The sequence below is a fragment of the Pseudoalteromonas sp. XMcav2-N genome, from assembly GCF_024124545.1.
GTDB lineage: Bacteria > Pseudomonadota > Gammaproteobacteria > Enterobacterales > Alteromonadaceae > Pseudoalteromonas.
The window spans coordinates 132,294-149,683 of record NZ_JAMXSF010000009.1; the positions used below are offsets into that span (position 1 = coordinate 132,294).

Annotated in this window: 14 protein-coding genes; 7 read left to right on the forward strand and 7 right to left on the reverse strand. The window is 51.1% G+C overall.

Translation table 11 applies throughout. The annotated features are described in order from the left end of the window. Positions 1–33: 33 nt before the first annotated feature. The 5 genes from NH568_RS13550 to argE all read right to left on the reverse strand — a co-directional run bounded on the left by NH568_RS13550 (position 34) and on the right by argE (position 7,023). Positions 34–2,013: an alkaline phosphatase family protein gene (locus tag NH568_RS13550; RefSeq protein ID WP_253048121.1), complete on the reverse strand. Its 1,980-nt coding sequence runs from the start codon at positions 2,011–2,013 to the stop codon at positions 34–36. A 1-nt stretch (position 2,014) separates the two neighbouring features. Beyond that, complete coding sequence (locus NH568_RS13555; RefSeq protein ID WP_253048122.1) at positions 2,015–3,103, reverse strand: ferritin-like protein; 1,089 nt, start codon at positions 3,101–3,103, stop codon at positions 2,015–2,017. Between the two features lie 10 nt (positions 3,104–3,113). Continuing rightward, positions 3,114–4,952 carry a GMC family oxidoreductase gene (locus tag NH568_RS13560; RefSeq protein ID WP_253048123.1) on the reverse strand — a complete coding sequence of 613 codons (1,839 nt, stop codon included), beginning with the start codon at positions 4,950–4,952 and terminating at the stop codon, positions 3,114–3,116. A gap of 9 nt (positions 4,953–4,961) precedes the next feature. Next, entirely contained in the window at positions 4,962–5,450 is a 489-nt protein-coding gene (locus NH568_RS13565; RefSeq protein WP_253048124.1) for a hypothetical protein, read from the reverse strand. 409 nt (positions 5,451–5,859) lie between these two features. Continuing rightward, entirely contained in the window at positions 5,860–7,023 is a 1,164-nt protein-coding gene (argE, locus tag NH568_RS13570) for an acetylornithine deacetylase (protein WP_253048125.1), read from the reverse strand. A 172-nt stretch (positions 7,024–7,195) separates the two neighbouring features. Here argE and argC point away from each other — a divergent pair, with 172 nt between their 5' ends. Genes argC through argH form a run of 5 tightly spaced genes read left to right on the forward strand, consistent with a single transcriptional unit; the run spans position 7,196 to position 13,060 of the window. Next, entirely contained in the window at positions 7,196–8,206 is a 1,011-nt protein-coding gene (gene argC, locus NH568_RS13575) for an N-acetyl-gamma-glutamyl-phosphate reductase (RefSeq protein ID WP_253048126.1), read from the forward strand. 3 nt (positions 8,207–8,209) lie between these two features. Further along, complete coding sequence (gene argB, locus NH568_RS13580) at positions 8,210–8,992, forward strand: acetylglutamate kinase (RefSeq protein ID WP_253048127.1); 783 nt, start codon at positions 8,210–8,212, stop codon at positions 8,990–8,992. An 8-nt stretch (positions 8,993–9,000) separates the two neighbouring features. Further along, positions 9,001–9,921: an ornithine carbamoyltransferase gene (locus NH568_RS13585; protein ID WP_253048129.1), complete on the forward strand. Its 921-nt coding sequence runs from the start codon at positions 9,001–9,003 to the stop codon at positions 9,919–9,921. Positions 9,922–9,955: 34 nt separating this feature from the next. After that, positions 9,956–11,170, forward strand: coding sequence for an argininosuccinate synthase (locus NH568_RS13590; protein ID WP_253048131.1), 1,215 nt, complete (start codon positions 9,956–9,958; stop codon positions 11,168–11,170). A gap of 24 nt (positions 11,171–11,194) precedes the next feature. Continuing rightward, complete coding sequence (gene argH, locus NH568_RS13595; RefSeq protein WP_253048133.1) at positions 11,195–13,060, forward strand: argininosuccinate lyase; 1,866 nt, start codon at positions 11,195–11,197, stop codon at positions 13,058–13,060. 48 nt (positions 13,061–13,108) lie between these two features. Here the strand turns inward: argH and NH568_RS13600 are convergent, their stop codons facing one another. Next, positions 13,109–14,473, reverse strand: a complete 1,365-nt coding sequence (locus tag NH568_RS13600; RefSeq protein WP_253048135.1) for a capsule assembly Wzi family protein — start codon at positions 14,471–14,473, stop codon at positions 13,109–13,111. Next, the gene (gene coaD / locus NH568_RS13605; protein ID WP_253048137.1) at positions 14,470–14,952 is read right to left on the reverse strand and encodes a pantetheine-phosphate adenylyltransferase; all 483 of its coding nucleotides are present in this window, start codon (positions 14,950–14,952) and stop codon (positions 14,470–14,472) included. Before coaD ends, NH568_RS13600 begins: the two co-directional genes overlap by 4 nt. A gap of 176 nt (positions 14,953–15,128) precedes the next feature. Here coaD and NH568_RS13610 point away from each other — a divergent pair, with 176 nt between their 5' ends. Next, the gene (locus NH568_RS13610) at positions 15,129–15,785 is read left to right on the forward strand and encodes a TetR/AcrR family transcriptional regulator (protein ID WP_138544597.1); all 657 of its coding nucleotides are present in this window, start codon (positions 15,129–15,131) and stop codon (positions 15,783–15,785) included. 124 nt (positions 15,786–15,909) lie between these two features. After that, positions 15,910–17,367, forward strand: a complete 1,458-nt coding sequence (gene thiI / locus NH568_RS13615) for a tRNA uracil 4-sulfurtransferase ThiI (protein ID WP_253048139.1) — start codon at positions 15,910–15,912, stop codon at positions 17,365–17,367. Positions 17,368–17,390: the final 23 nt, after the last annotated feature.

The window sequence follows — 17,390 nt, forward strand, 5'->3', positions numbered from 1 at the left end:
TTCATCGTGTTCATGCTTTGTCGTATGTTAGTCTCATTCCACCGTTGTGTGTCTTTGCGTCGACCGGTAAGTTGCCATATGCGCTCGCAGCCGCTGGTCTCGGCTGCTTTGATAAAAGCACCACAGCTGGTCGCGATAACGCGTGGCGCACAGTGGCGTGTCCGGTTGTCTGTGGACATTGTTGAGCGGCCGCTGTTCACTCCAGCCCGCTTCGGCCATGGTGCCATAACCATTGCTGGTGGTGTCTGCCTTGGCCGGGTTATACGACACGGGTAGCTGGCTGGTGAGTACACCGGGAATAGAGAAGTTGGCGCTCAAAAGTTGCTGACTGTTCGGCGCGTTGTGGAACAAGTGCAGCACGCCATCGAGTGTGGCGGCGGCCAGCCGTCCCTCACTTTGGTAACTGTGCTCCTGGGGTTCGGGCTCGTCGGGTGTGAGTTTACTGGGTGCCTGAGAAAAATGGCCAATACCGAATCCATTAGCTGACCACTGATGGCTCACGGCATTGTCCTGAGGACCGGCGTAGGCGCTGTTGCTGACATCGGTGACATTAAACTCGGCACTGTTGTAGCTCAGGCAGGTCAGTGCATGGGTGCTGCCCTCACGGTAAATCAGCAAAGTATTGCTGCCCAGTGAGGCCAGAGTAAAAATTCCTTCAGGCCTGCACACCAGCGTTTGTGGCTGGCTTTGCCACTGTTGCTGAGCATAACGTTGTGCCAGCATGGTGCCTTGCTGGTCGCGATAAACTAAAAGCAGCTCCTGACTTTGCGGCAACACCTGAAGTGCAAGCGCAGATACACAGCTATCGCTGGGTGCAGCCAGGGATTGCCAGCCTTGGTTAGCCCTCAGCATTTGCAAAGTGACCCGCAGGTCCTGATCGCGATAGCCCAGCACCAGGGTATCGTCCTGCGCACTCAGTTGCAGTTGATCTTTGCAATCTTCCTGCATAAGTAAAGGTTCAGACCAGGCATGACCATCAAAGCTGATGCAATACAGATGCCCGGGCCTGTCGTCCCGAGTGTAAAACAGATAGAGCAAGTCACCGAGGCTGGCGGTTTGCAGCTCACTGGCATGCTCAATGTGGGGCACACAGGCTGCGGGTTGCCAGTGCAGTGCCTCATCCCACAAAAAGCGGAAATAGTTGGCATGCTCGTCATTTTTACCCAGCGTGCCGAGCGAGAAATTTTCCTCTATGGTGCGCAGCAAGGAATAATGATTGTAACCTTCATGCTGCTGAGACGGCGTCAGGGTATCACCCAGCAACACCGTATAAATCTGATTGGGCCCGTCGTAGTAATACTTGTACTTCTGGCTGGTATCGTAATCCGACTCAAAATCGGCTTCGTCATAGGTGACGACCACCAGCGTATTATCGGGCAGCTTGCTGTCTGGGCCGGGGAAGTTAATCGACGCAAAAAACGCCTTCAGCCAGTTGGCCTGCTGATCCACCAATACCGGTGCGCGCTCACCCTTGAGGTCATTGTCTTTGCTGCCAAGTAAATAATGCCCGTCGTGCCACATATTGGGGGTAAACCAGGCAAACTCGGGCAGGGTATCATTGAGCAGGTCCTGATAAAACTGTGCTTCGTTACCAATTTTTTGCCAGCGGGTTTCGCTGTCGAGAATGCGGGAAAACGATGAAAAAGGGTCGTGCTTAAGCACATAGGGATAACTGTTTACGGGCGTGAAGTTGGTTGCCGTCCAGGGCGTCCAGCCCGCCACATAGCTTTCCATGTAAGCACGCCAGTCCAGGTTCTGAGCTGAATCTTCAATCAGGTCAACCAGAGTGCGCTGGGGCAAACGTGGCGGCACTTCATCGTCGGTTACATTGCACAGCTCGCCTGCCAGAGACGCAATATAGTTGGTCTGCGACGGGTGCATTACGCCAAAACTGTTGGTCAGCTCAATCCCCTGCGCAGCAAGATTGCGCATGTACGGATTATTCATCACATAGCCGCGATACTGGTTTTCAAACATGATCACAATAATATGATCGAAGCGCTTAGTGGCCATATCAGCATCCTCCCGGACGATCTTCTGCAGGGATATAACGCCAGGTCGGCGTAGCGTATTGTCCGCTGTCATCGGGCAGGGGGACCCGCATCATGCTTTGGGCTTTTTCCTTGAGTCCGAACATAGTGCCAACGGCAGCAACCAGTAAGTCAGGCTGGCCATTAAAAGCCAGGTGAAGCTGATCCAGAAGCAGGCTCAGGGTCAGGTTAAACTCAGTGTCCAGCCGGGCAATGGCGGGATACGGCTGGTAGTGTTTTGGTTGGGGGTTTTTCACCACGTTATAAACCTGATGATAATCAATCGGAATAGCCGGACCGGTCGGCCCTGAGTTGGGCGTGTCACCCTGGACATAGCGATAACCCAGCAGCAGTTCGTTAAAGCGGTAGTAATGGGACAATTCTCTGGGTTGCATAAACAGCTGGTGGTCGCCGCTGTCTATGCCCGTGGTATCACCCAATGGAAAGGGCTGATCCGGGTTCCAGCACGCATCCGGGACCCCTTCGCCCTGCGCTATGATAGCATTGAGGGCAAAGTTGGCGGAGGCCAAGTCTGTCACTGGGGTGATCTCTCCGCCGCCGCCATAATAATACTTATGCGCGATTTGCTTGTCATGGCAGTCGGCGGGGAACAGCGCGGGGCCATAGCGGTTATGCAGCGTTTGCAAGCCGTTTTCAATGCCGACATAGAACTCGCCTATGGTGATATCCCCCTTTTTTGCCAAAGCGGCGGGCATTTCAATGTTGAGGAAGTTTTGCAGTGCCTCAGGGCTGAACTTTTGCAGATCCGCTTCAAACCAGGTTTCGCCGTCAGGTAGCTTAGTCGGAAAGGTAGGTAGAAACTCCGGACTGTTAATGGCTGGACTACCTCCGGTGGCAATCAGAAGATTCGCAGCATTGGTCAAATGGAACATCTCCTCCATCACGACTGAGCGGATCAGTGTGCAGGCACACTGGTTGGTGCCTTCCTCAATGGAATACAAGGCGGTGAGGTAGACTGGTAATGTTGAGAACTCCAGTTCAATGGCCAGTTGCAGGTCATGGTGCAGCTGTTCAAGTGTTTCTATCGGACGTTTTTGCAGTTTGTGGTACATGGCAGGTCCCTCATTCATACTGGTCGAGTGCGTTTAACACGTTGTCAGCAGCCCAGAAGGTCAGTGCTGCCATGGTTAAAGTCGGATTACTGGTCGCAATGGTGGGCATATTGCCGCAGCCAACCAGATAGAGGTTGGGGTGATCCCAGCTGCGTTGCTCACGGTTTACCACCGAGGTTTTAGGATCATCGCCCATCAGGTGCGTGCCGACCAGGTGCCCGGCGCCATTGTAGACATAGCCTTTGCCCTGATACTGCACATAGCCCGGATCGTTGGCTTTGTATTTGGTAAAAGGCTCTACACCCAGGCGCTGGAAAATAGCATCCGACACTTCTTTAGCCTGTGCCATACCTGCGCGGGTGTAGTCGGTAACCTTGTAATGGATCACCGGCCGGTAGTTGCCCAGCTGGTCCCGGTATTGATCGTCTATGGTGACGCGATTATCGGGGTCGGGGAGTTGCTCAACCAAAAAGCCAAAGCGGAACATACGCGGGTACTCTTCGGCGATTTTGTGACGCAGGGCCGGGCCAAATAAGTTTTGCTCATCGATAAGCTCTGGCACAGTGGCGATAGGTGCGCCTTCTGGCCAGCTCCAGCCCCAGTTACCTATCTCAATACGAAAAGCGGCTTGCTCAGCGCGAAATGCCCCGCCGCGCAGTGAGGGGATCCCGGAGGTGGAACCCGGACCACGGAATGCGCCGATTTTGCAAGGCATAAGGCCCCAGGTCAGCATAGTCGGGTGGTCCATTAGATTGCGACCGACCTGATCGCTGGAATTTGCCACATTGGAGGCTAGCATAAGCTTGGCGTTTTCGACGGCATGGGCGGCCAGCACCACGACTTTAGCTTTGACCGCTTTATCGTCATAAGCCGCGGATTGGGTAGAGTGGTAGCGTTTGTAGTGGACCTTAGAGATACTCTGCGTTTTGTGGTCCACTTCGAGGTTGTAGGCCACCGCCTGAGTCTCTATGGTCACGTTACCCGTGTTTTTGGCTTGTTCCAGTGTTTTTAAAGCTGAGTACTTGGCCTGGATAGGACAGATAGGCACACAGTTAGAATTACCCGCACAGCGTTGACCCAGATCCGGGTTTCCTACTGCCCCCACAGGGCGATAATCACCCCTCGGCATGCCGTTACGCCCCTGAGGGGTTGCAACCACATCAATGGGGTAGGGCTGGTTGTCAATTTCAACTTGCATGCCCTGAAGCCCTTTGGCCAGATACTGATCCAAAAAGCTCTGCGGAATTTGCTCCATCGGATAATCGTAATTTTCTTCAAACGGTAGCTGTACGCTGGGGTTATCAATCTGCTGATAGGTCTGCACATCGGCATTGGCCGAGACCCCAATATGTTGTTCCGCGATTTCGTACCAGGGTTGTAAATCCTGATAGCTGATGGGCCAGTCCCGGCCACGGCCAAAGCGTGTTTTGAGCTCAAAGTCTTCGGGCAGCATGCGCAGGCAGGTGCCCAGCCAGTGCAAGGTGGTGCCGCCTTCACTACGAGTGTAGGTACTGGCAAACGGGTCAGGACCATACTGGACAAAATAGCCATGATCACTGACGGGTTTATCCAATGGTGGCTTTTGAATATCGGTGACCAAAGGTTGCGGGGCATTGGGGTTGTTGGGATACGGGGCGTTGGGGATCTTGGCCATGGCAGTGAAGAAACGCGACATATAAGACTCATAGCCTTTCTCTTTGCCCTGATCGAAGAAACGTCCATCGGTGCCCGTGCCCGCTTCCAGGATCAGGACTTTTTTGCCTTGTTCTCCCAGCTGTTTAGCCATAATGGCGCCTGCAATGCCGGCCCCGACGATGACCACGTCGTATTCTGTATGATGATGTGTCATGCTGCTTTCCTAATCCAGATTAAGAGGTTTCGCTGATTGGCCGGGAAAGGCCCAGGTGCCATACCCAGGTTGTTTTGCTCCCATGGGGTGACTGCCCAGGGCATTCCAAACCAGGCCCTGGATATAGGCATTGCTGGAGATGACATAGTCTTCAACAGGCTTCTTATCGGAGCTGAAATCATCCACCCCATAGAGGGCATTCCAGTCGGCAGGCAGCTGATACCAAATGGAGAGATACCACATCTTGATGATGTTTCTGGCAACCGGGCCAAGTTTGGCGCAGTTCCAGATTCGGTCGTAAAATTGTGCCTGATTGGAATCACACTCGAGTGAACCAATCTCCTCAGCCCGGTGATAAAGTTCCTGTATCACGTCCTGACGAACCCATTGACTGAGTGTTTTGCAGTAAGTGGGACCCACGCCCGTGCCTTGTAACTCGACCAGATCGTAGCCAGTCAGAGTGGCACTGAGACGATAAAAATCGGTCAGTCTGTACATAAGTTTGCCCCTGATTAAGTGATAAGAGAAATGTACGAGCGGCACACATCAGAGGAAGGAAAACAGCACAGCAAGCGACGGTCCGCATGCTGTGTAAGTAGCGGCTTAGATCACGACAGATACAATGGCACAGGCCATGGTAATTGGTATGACAGAGTGGTTTGCACATCTTTTGCCCCTTCCTTGCCAGTAGACAGATACTGCGGCGTCCTATGCTGACAGTCGATGGCCCCGAACGGCCAGAATGCACCGCAGCCATAAAGCAACGGCACATCTTTAACAGGTAAAAGCCTGCTCTGAGCTGCGATAGACGGATCGCATGCTGGCAGGCTGATACCGATTATGTGTTACATCTGTTCAGGTATAGTTGCTGAGGGGGCGTCTTGCAATTACATGTTATTACACTGCGCTAAGCAAAACATTGTTGCCTGATCAACTCAGTCAGGATCTGCTGGCTGGGTTTGATTTTTTCCATCGCGAGATACTCATCTGGTTGATGGGCCTGCGCAATGGAGCCGGGTCCCATTACGATCGTCTCGCAACCAAGCTGCTGTAAAAAGGGGGCTTCTGTACAATAATTCACGGCCACAGCCTGTTGACCTGAAATTTTTTCAGCCAGTTTAACTAAGGAGCAATCCCGTGTGCCATGAAAGGCGGGAATAGGGTCGTGCAAGTCAATCACTGACACGCTGTTGGGGTAACGCGCATTGATCGGAGCAACGGCCTGCAGTAACAAGGCCTGGAGTTCCGCGATGCTGAGTCCGGGCAGGGGACGAAGGTCAATATGCAGCTCGCAGCAGCCACAAATTCGGTTGGCATTGTCGCCTCCGTGAATATGACCTAAATTCAAGGTCGGGTAAGGAATTGCAAAATCCTCAAGTGAATATTTATTCTTTAAGTCTTCTTTTAACTGTAACAGATTGGTCATCACCTGCTGCATTATCTCGATAGCATTTAAGCCTCGATCCGGATCGGAACTGTGCCCCGAACGACCCGTTACCCGAATCGCCGAAGACATATGTCCCTTGTGGGTGTACACAGGAACCATGTCGGTCGGCTCACCAATGATACAGCGCTCTGGCTTCAGGTTGCTGTGGCGTGCAACCTCCTGCGCGCCTGCCATGGTGATCTCCTCATCTGCGGTGGCCAGGATCATGATCGGGGCGCTTTGTGGTATGTCTTTAAGATCTTCCAGCGCTTTCAATACAAAGGCAAAAAAGCCTTTCATATCAATGCTCCCTAAGCCATACAGACGATTGTCCCGTTCGCTGAGGGTGAAGGGGTCAAAGTTCCAGCGGCTGTCATCAAAGGGCACAGTGTCTGTGTGTCCGGCGAGCATCAGGCCACCGGTTTGGTCTGCCTGGCCCGGCGGACATTTCCTGGCGAGTAAGTTGAACTTGCCCGGCGCGGCGTGGAGCTCGGTGATTTCGGTACTGAAACCCAGTTGTTCACACCACTGAGCAAGCAGTTCAATGACCGCCTGGTTGCTTTGGTTGAGCGTCTGATCGAGTGCACTGATAGAGGGCCGGGCAATCAGCTCGCGGTACATAGTTTTAAAGTCGGGTAATGACATTGCAGTATCCTAAAAATATTTATTCAAACCTGTTGCATAAAAATCTATATGTATGTAAGGTGAATATCAATTCATTTTTTCAGCATAAATATAGAGGGTGCAACAATGCGACGATAACATCATCAATAGCAGATATATGGGTTTTGTGTTTACTAATTTATAAGAGTTATCGATGTTTAACGTAGCAATTGTTGGCGCCAGCGGATATAGCGGCGCAGAGCTGGCCAGTTTGGTGGCCCGTCACCCGGGTTTGAAACTGAGTGGCTGTTATGTATCAGCAAATAGCCTGGATAAAGGGAAATATCTGAGTGAGTTATATCCTGAACACACAGGTTTACTTGATGTCTCCCTGCTCCCTTTGACGGATGAGACGTTTGCAGACATAGCCGACAGCGATGTCGACTATGTCTGCCTTTGTACTGACCATAAAGTCAGCGTCGAGCTGGCTCAAACCTTTCTGAAAATGGGCAAAAAAGTCTTCGATTTGTCGGGGGCTTACCGGCTCAAAAGCAGCACCGATTATGAACAATACTATGGCTTCAGCCACCCTTACTCACAATGGCTGGACAAAGCGCGTTACGGCCTGGTGGAATGGTATGGCGAATCACTGAGCGAAGCTCAGCTGGTGGCAGTGCCTGGCTGTTATCCAACCGCCGCGCTGAACGCACTTAAACCGCTTAAGCAGGCTGACTTACTTAGTGACAGCACCATTATCATCAATGCCGTATCGGGTGTGACCGGTGCGGGCCGCAAAGCCAGCCTCACTACCCATTTTTGCGAAGTATCTTTGGCGCCTTATGGCCTGTTTAACCATCGGCATACTCCGGAAATTGAGCGTTACCTTGATCACCCCGTGTTGTTTACTCCGCATTTGGGGAATTTCCCACGGGGTATTCTGGAAACCATTTATGTCTCACTCAAGCCGGGCGTTTCAGAGCATCAGGTTGCACAAGCCTATCAGGTGCTGGCAGACGAGCCGCTGATCCGCCTCAAAGGTGCAAACATGCCTTCGATCAAAGGGGTGGCAAACCGTGCATTTATCGATATTGGCTGGCAGCAGCAGGGGCAGCAACTGATTGTCACAGTGGCCATAGATAATCTATTGAAAGGCGCGGCAGGACAGGCACTGCAGTGTATGAATCTGGCCAGTCAGTATCCGCATGAACAAGGGTTGATGGGGTAACTTATGACAGATAAAAAAATCTGGGTGATTAAACTGGGTGGCGCAGTGCTTAACTCAGAACACGCCGCCCATGACTTATTCAAAGCACTTCATTTATTAGCACAACAAGACAGCACGCACGACTTTGTGGTGGTCCACGGTGGTGGTGCTTTGGTAGACAGCTGGTTGAGTGATGCCGGGTTTGCCACGGCTAAGCATCAGGGGTTACGGATCAGCCCCAAAGAGCAAATGCCGTATATTGTCGGTGCGCTTGCCGGGTGTGCAAACAAGCAGTTAATGGCCCAGGCAATCACGGCGGGTTTAAATCCCGTTGGGATCAGCTTATATGAAGCGGGCCTGATGACTTCGCAAAAGCTTAAGGCGTTGGGGCAAGTTGGTACCTGTGAGCCGCATCATGACAGCTTGGTCCCCGAGCTGCTGGCAACCGGCAGAGTGCCGTTGGTGAGTTCAATTGGCATAGGGGCAGATGGTGCGCTGTTTAATGTTAACGCGGATGAAGCGGCGGCTGCGCTGGCACATCAGCTGGGCGGCGAACTGATCTTTATGACCGATGTAGAAGCGGTACTGGACGGGGCTGGCCAACCACTAGCACAGCTAAATAGTGAACAGATAGAACAACTGATAGCACAGAAGGTGATTGTGGGCGGGATGGAGGTCAAAGTTAAGACCAGTCTTCACGCTGCCCGACATTTACGACGTGGGGTGTACATCTCCAGCTGGCAAAAGCCAGATAACTTGGTTGCCCTGATAGCCGGGCAGCACGTCGGTACTCACATTTTACCTTAGGAAGCCTTATGTCGACTCACTTTATTACCGGTCTGGAATTTGATAAAAGCCAGGCTCTGAAACTCCTTGCGCTGGCAAGCGATATCAAACAGCAGCCACAGGAATTTGCGCATGCTTTGGCGGGCAAATCTGTGGTCACTTTATTCGAAAAACCCAGTCTCAGAACCCGCTTGTCGTTCGACATTGGTATCAACAAGCTTGGCGGCCATGCGGTCTATCTGGATCAGCAAAACGGCGCAATGGGCAGCCGTGAATCCGTGCAGGATTTTGCGCTGAACATTGCTACCTGGGCAGATGCATTGGTGGCGCGTGTTTCTTCCCATCACACCCTTGAGGTGCTGGCTGAGCATTCTGATATCCCGGTGGTGAACAGCTTGTGTGACTTATACCACCCATGTCAGGCGCTTGCAGACTTTCTGACTTTGCAGGAAGTATTTGGCGATGTCAGCCAGATAAAACTGGCTTATCTGGGTGAGGGAAACAATGTTTGCCAATCTTTATTGCTGCTGGGGGCAACGCTGGGGGCAGATTTTGTCGCTGTGTGCCCCAAAGGACATTCGCCTGATGCGCAAATAGTAAAACAGGCAGAGCAAATTGCTGCGGTAAATGGCGCGTCTGTGATGATCAGTGATCGCATTGAAGCCGCAGTCGGTGCCAACGCTTTGTACACAGATACCTGGGTCTCAATGGGCAGCGACACGTCACTGGAGCAGGCAAAAACCACCTTTATGCCGTATCAGCTTAATCAAACACTACTCGAACAAACCGGGGCCAGTACAGTACTGCATTGCCAGCCTGCGCACCGGGGCTATGAGATCACCTCAGAGGTGATGGACGGTCCTAAAGCGCGGATCCTGCAACAGGCAGAAAACCGCATGTATGCACAAAATGCTCTGTTACTGGCGCTGATGAATAAGCAGCTCGTCTGAGCCAATAAGATTCAAGAATTAAGGTAAAAATATCATGAAAAATATCAAAAAAGTCGTTCTGGCATACTCAGGTGGTCTGGATACGTCGGCCATTGTGCCCTGGTTAAAAGAAAACTACGGCTGCGACGTTGTTGCGTTTGTGGCCGATGTCGGCCAGGGGGATGAAGAGCTTCAGGGCGTTGAAGAAAAAGCGCTTGCATCTGGTGCCAGTGAGTGTCACATCGTCGATTTGAAAGCCGAGCTGGTCAGTGAGTACATTTACCCGACTTTGCAAAGCGGTGCGGTATACGAAGGCACTTATCTGCTGGGCACTTCCATGGCGCGGCCAATTATCGCCAAAGCACAGGTTGAGATCGCTCGCAAAGTGGGTGCGGATGCACTGTCTCATGGTTGTACCGGCAAAGGCAATGATCAGGTGCGTTTTGAATCTTGCTTTGCCGCGCTTGCGCCTGATCTGGAGGTGATCGCTCCATGGCGTGAGTGGTCACTATCTAGTCGGGAGTCGTTGCTGGATTATCTGGCCGAGCGCAATATTCCCTGTGCAGCATCCGCAACCAAAATCTACAGCCGTGATGCCAACGCCTGGCATATTTCTCATGAAGGTGGCGAACTGGAAGATCCCTGGAATCAGCCCAGCGACCAGGTCTGGACCTGGACGGCTTCGCCTGAGCAGGCACCCAATGAGGCTGAACTGGTCAGTGTGCAGATTGAGGCCGGTCAGGTAACGGCGGTCAATGGCCAGCCTCTGACACCTTATCAATGTTTGCTGACGCTTAACGAAATTGCCGCCAAACATGGCGTGGGCCGTATTGATATTGTCGAAAACCGCCTGGTGGGTATGAAGTCGCGGGGCTGTTACGAAACCCCGGGAGGCACGGTTATGGTGGCGGCGCTTCAGGCCATTGATGAGTTGGTTTTGGACAAAGCCAGTCGTAAATGGAAAGAAACGGTGGCCAGTGAGTTTGCTCACTTAGTGTATGACGGGCGTTGGTTTACACCGTTAAAAGACTCTTTACTGGCGGCGGCTCAGTCACTGGCTCAGGTGGCCACCGGTGAGGTGGTTCTGAAGCTGTATAAAGGTCAGGTCAGCGCGGTACAAAAGCGCTCGCAAAACAGCCTGTACAGCGAAGATTTTGCGACTTTCGGTGAGGACGATGTGTATGACCAGTCTCATGCCGAAGGCTTTATCCGCTTGTTCTCGTTGTCGAGTCGCATTGCGGCACTGAACAAGCAAAAGTCGGTTAAATAACGGTGAGCAGAGGAGTAAAGTAACATGGCACTGTGGGGTGGACGCTTTTCGTCTGGGCCGGATGCGGCCTTTAAACAATTTAACGATTCCTTACCGTTTGACTATCAGCTGGCAGAGCAGGATATTGTTGGTTCGATTGCCTGGGCGGGCGCGCTCAAACAGGTTCAGGTCCTGACTGGCGATGAGCATGCTCAACTGGTCGCGGCGTTGCAAGCGTTACTGGAAGAAGCCAATGCGGATCCGCACGCCATAGCGACGGCTGGGTATGAAGACATTCACTCTTACGTTGAGGCGCGTCTGATTGACAAAGTTGGCGATCTGGGCAAAAAGCTGCACACAGGTCGTAGTCGTAATGATCAGGTGGCCACCGATTTTCGTTTATGGTGTCGTGATAGCGCTTACAAAATCCTTGAAGCACTGGACATGTTAAAAGCGGCATTTGTTGCGCTGGCAGAGCGGGAGCTTGGTACGGTTTTACCTGGCTATACCCACTTGCAACGGGCACAACCTGTGTTATTTAGTCACTGGTGTATGGCGTATGTGGAAATGCTGGAGCGTGATACATCGCGTCTTCAGGATGCCGTAACACGCCTGAACGAATGCCCGCTTGGCAGCGGTGCACTGGCTGGTACCGCCTATGATATCGACAGAGAGCAGCTGGCTGCTGAGCTGGAGTTTAGCTGTGCCACGCGCAATAGTCTGGATGCGGTATCTGACAGAGATTTTGTGCTGGAGTTACTCAGTTGTGCGTCTATTTCTATGTTGCATTTATCACGACTTGCCGAGGACATGATTTTTTATAACTCTGGCGAGGCAGGCTTTATTGAGCTGGGAGATAATGTGACATCTGGCTCCTCTTTGATGCCGCAAAAGAAAAACCCCGATGCTCTGGAGTTGATCCGGGGTAAAATCGGCCGTGTGTTTGGGGCCTTCAGCGCCATGATGATGACGCTAAAAGCACTGCCGCTGGCCTACAACAAAGATATGCAGGAAGACAAAGAAGGCGTATTCGATGCCATGCCAACCTGGCTGGCAGCATTGCATATGGCACAGTCCTGTATCGAAAGTGTTAAGGTCAATGGCGACAAGAGCAAACAGGCAGCGCAGGGCGGACATGCAAATGCTACTGAGCTGGCAGATTACCTTGTGGCAAAAGGGATCCCGTTCCGTGAAGGGCACCATATTGTTGGTCAGCTGGTACAACTGGCGTTGAGCGAGGGTAAAAACCTCGAAGATCTGAGTCTGGCTCAATTTCAGTCTGTGTGTGCGCAGGTCGACCAGGATGTCTACCCGGTACTGCAACTGGATGCCTGTATTGCGGCACGCAACGCCAAAGGGGGAACCTCTTTACAGCAAGTGTCAGCAGCCATCAGTGCAGTGAAAAAAAAACAGCAAATTACGGTTCGTGATGCCACGTTAAACGATGTAGAAGCCATTGCCGGACTGATCCAATACTGGGCTAAGGTAGGTGAAAACCTGCCCCGGGCCAAAAGCGATATGATCCACAGTATCAATGAGTTTGCTGTGACCGAGGTCGATGGCAAGGTGACCGGCTGTGCATCGCTGTACATTTATGACACGGGTCTGGCCGAGATCCGTTCACTCGGGGTCGACCCGTCGGTGCAGGTGAAAGGCCAGGGGCAGTTGCTGGTATCGCATTTGCTGGATAAGGCCAGGCGTCTGGCACTGAAGCGCGTTATTGTACTGACTCGGGTGCCAGGCTTTTTTGATAAACAAGGCTTTAGTGGGTGTAATAAGGACAGCCTTCCTGAAAAAGTAATGAAAGACTGTGAGCTGTGTTTGCGTAAAAACAATTGTGATGAAGTGGCAATGGAGTTTATGTTGCAGGTTGCAGAGCCCGCGCGTATTCCCTGCCAGTTTGTGGCCTGAACCCACTGTTATTAGCTAAAGCGCCCGTTCGGGCGCTTTTTGCGGATTTTAGAAGCGGTATTCCCAGCTAACTGAGGCGGATGTTTCGTTATTTGAGTCAGTCGCGCCTTTATCGCGCCAGTACGCTAGGTCGACTTTCAATAAACCATTAAACAGTCCCTGCTGGTAACCTACCTGCAATAAATCTCTGTCTACATCAAGCGCGCCAAATTCAAGCCGCTTCAATTTGGCATAACCACCATAGCCACCTACACCGTAATAATCAGCGCCCAGACTGACAGATTTGGCTTGGGGGCCCATGTGAGCACCCAGCCAGCGGTCTCGTTCAAAATAATCACTCCCCTTACCTGCTGTCACAAAATGACACTGGAAGCTGGCTTGCTGCGGTTGGCAATCTGTCTCAGTATCACTGTACTCAAGGTAAGACTTCACACGGTATTCCTGTGTGCCCCAGAATGCTTCTGCACCTATAGTAAACAAGCGATGTTCTGGTAAAACACCTCTGTCATTGTCTCCGCTCATCTCGCCATATACGGCCACAGGCAACCCTGCTATGCGCGATGAGTATTTGAAATCTACACTGCTCAGGCGCTGCTGATTTTCAGACTCATCATCTGGGGTAGTCTGATAGACAAAATCACTGGCGGTGGTTGAATACGCAATTTCAAGCCCGGGTAAGGGGTAAGCAGACACGCGGACTCCCCAGAAATCTTTTTCTTCATCCACCGCTAATCGGGGGTGCTGTTTGGCTGCAATGGCTGTGATTTGCCAGGGACCGACAAAGGACAAAAAGCTTGGCCCACTGTAATTGGTATTTGCTCTGCTAACGCGCAGCGCTTTCATGGGCGCGGCATTGTTAGACAGCAGCAGGGCATTTTCATTGCCCGGGCCCCACCAGTAATCTAGCCGTTCGGCACTGATTGCCCAGTCCCCCAGCAAGACAGCCAGGTGACTGCCATGATGGTTAACCTGCTTACCATCCTGCGCATTGTCCGCATAGTTCACCTGTACCCGCGCACTGACATTACTTCCCTTGATTTGCCCATAACTGCTCACGCCGCTGCGTGAACGAGTTTGTCGTCCAAATCCCGCTGGCATTGACTGTTCATCGCTGTAATGAGTCAAAAAGCCAGAGTTTTTACTTTGTTTTGCCAGACGCAATGCATGATTGAGATGTTGCAGGGCAAACTGTGCGTCTGCCGGTAATTGTTCGCTGTCTACACCCGAGAGATCATCCACCAGACCATTCCACATCAGCGGGTACTGATTGACCGGTCGTTGAATCACACCTGCACTGACCAGCAGGTCGATAGAGTGTTTGAGGTGACTTTGCTGTGCATCAATCCAGGGGGAAGATACGGCCTGTGCTGAAGCCAGTGCAAGACTACTGAGTATTAAATAGTTGAGTTTCATCCGTGTAACTTTTCCTCAAGGGCTTTGGCCACCAGTGGGCTGACAAATTCACTGACATCACCATGATGTAAGGCCACTTCTTTGACTAAAGTAGATGAAATAAAAGAGTTTTTCTCGGATGGAGTCAAAAACACGCTTTCCAGCTCAGGGAACAGGCGGCGATTCATGTTGGCCAGCTGAAACTCATAATCAAAATCGGAAACTGCCCGGATCCCACGGATCAGCACATTGGCCTGTTGTTGTTTAGCCAAATCGACCAGCAACCCGGTGAAGCCAATGACTTGAACATTGTTATGTGCCGCCAGGACCTCTTTGGCCAAAGCGACACGTTCTTCCAAAGTAAAGCAGGGTTTTTTGTTGGGGTTGTGTGCGATGGCTAAAATGACAGTATCGAACATTTTGGCCGCGCGTTTGATTAAGTCGGCATGTCCATTGGTGAGTGGATCAAAGGTGCCCGGATATAAAGCGGTAACTTGCATGTTTAGATCATAACAATTCAAATTTGGTTTATATTATCAAGCTTGCGGCACAATATCACTGGTCTGATTTCAAAATGAAAATTTAATGTTATTCCCATTTAGTGCTATTTTCACTGTGCGTTATAACCGAACGGTCATTATTGCCTCATTAATTACGTGTTATCAGAGAACCGAATATGAACACCAAGGAAAAAATTATTCGTACCAGTATCGCCTTATTTAACTTACATGGCGAGCGAACAATCACTACTAATCACATCGCTTCTAACATGGGGATCAGTCCTGGTAATCTGTATTACCACTTTAAAAACAAAGAAGACATTATTCGCAATATTTTTGCCTTGTACAGTGAACACCTGAGTACCCACTTTAAGCCCTTGGCAGCTCATGACGAGCCGGTTGAGCAGCTGACTCAGTATCTGGATTCGTTGTTTGAACTGATGTGGCGTTACCACTTTTTCTACGACAACCTGAACGATATCCTGGCGCGTGATGATGTGCTGAAAAAAGACTATATCGCCTTTCAGGCACGGCTATTCGAGCAAGTGAAAGCGGTCGTCCTGGGTTTGCGCGAGGTGGATGTGATTGCCATCAGTAACGACGATGCCAATGAGTTAGCACATATGCTAAAAATGGTAGTGAGCTTTTGGACGCCCTATGTGAAAGCGCGCAGAATGACTGGCGTGTTAGAACAACAGGATATCTATAATGGCATTGTGAAGGTATTAATGTTGTTTAAACCTTACGCCACTACGCTCAGCCGGGACAAAATCGAACAACTACAACAGCACTACCAGGCAATGGCAGATGCCGCACTCCCCAGTATTGCCTGAGCCCGCACCAGAAAAAGCTGGTTATCCTCTGTATATTTCCTAGTCTTTAATAAGTCTGCTATAATCGCGCGCCCGTTGTCGGCGCGCCAATTGCGCATTCATGTCCAAACCAAGAGTGACTTCTATGTTTAAATTTATCGTCAAACTGCACCCCGAAATCGTGATCAAAAGTAAATCGGTTCGCAAACGTTTTACTATGGTACTCGAGCGAAACATTAAACTGGTGCTTTGCCGCTTTGATGAAAAAGTGACGGTAAAGAACAACTGGGACAATATTACGGTGGTGACGCAGAGTGAAGACCCTGCAATCCGCAAAGCCTTCATCAGTGGCCTTGGTCGTATCCCCGGCATTGTTCAGTTTCTGGAAGTACAGGAAACCACTTTTGAAACCCTGGACGACATTTATCAAAAAGCCTTACCTCTGGTTGGCCCGCAGATCGAAAACAAGACCTTTTGTGTACGAGTTAAGCGTCAGGGCGATCATGACTTTACCTCCAGTGATGTTGAAAGATATGTTGGCGGCGGTCTGAACCAGCATGTGCCGGGTGCACGCGTGCAGCTGCGCAAACCGGATGTGACGGTTAAAATTGAGGTAAAAGGCGACCGTGCTTATATCGTAACGACTAAACATCTGGGCATGGGTGGTTTCCCATTGCCAACGCAGGAAGATGTACTGTCTTTGATGTCGGGTGGCTTTGACTCTGGTGTGGCAAGTTACCAGATGATCCGCAAAGGCGCGAGAACCCACTTCCTGTTCTTTAACTTAGGGGGGGCGGCGCACGAGATTGGGGTGAAACAGGTCAGCCACTATCTGTGGAAGCAATACAGCTCAACCCATAAAGTACGCTTTATTACCGTGGACTTCGAGCCTGTGGTCGCCGAGATCCTGGAAAACATTGAAAGCAGCCAGATGGGCGTGGTGCTAAAGCGCATGATGATGCGAGCGGGGTCCGCTGTGGCGGAGCGTTTTGGTATTCAGGCTTTGGTCACCGGTGAGTGTATTGGTCAGGTGTCCAGTCAGACACTGGCAAACCTGAATGTGATTGATCGCGTCACCGAGACACTGATTTTACGTCCTCTTATCCAATATGATAAAGAAGAGATCATTCGTATTGCGCGCCAGATTGGGACTTGTGAAATGGCTGAGTCGATGCCGGAGTACTGTGGTGTAATCTCGAAAAAGCCAACAGTAAAAGCCAAGCTGGAAAAAATCGAGGCCGAAGAAAGCAAGTTTGACTTTGATGTGCTGGACACTGTGGTAGAAAATGCCGTTGTGAAAGACATTCGTGAGATTGAAGCCGAAGCGAAAGAAGAAGTTAAAGAAGCTGAGAGTGTCAGCGAGTTACCGGCAGGTGCTGTCGTGGTGGATATCCGCTCACCGGAAGAAGAAGATGCCGAACCATTAGAATTGGATGGTATTGAAGTGATCCATCTGCCATTTTTCCGTCTGGCGACCAAGTTTGGTGATTTGCCTCAGGACAAAGATTATTACTTGTACTGCAGTAAAGGTGTAATGAGTCAGCTGCAAGCTTTGATCCTGCATGAAAATGGCTTTGCTAACGTCAGGGTTTATCGTCCATAGCACAACCCTCACTTCTACCGTGG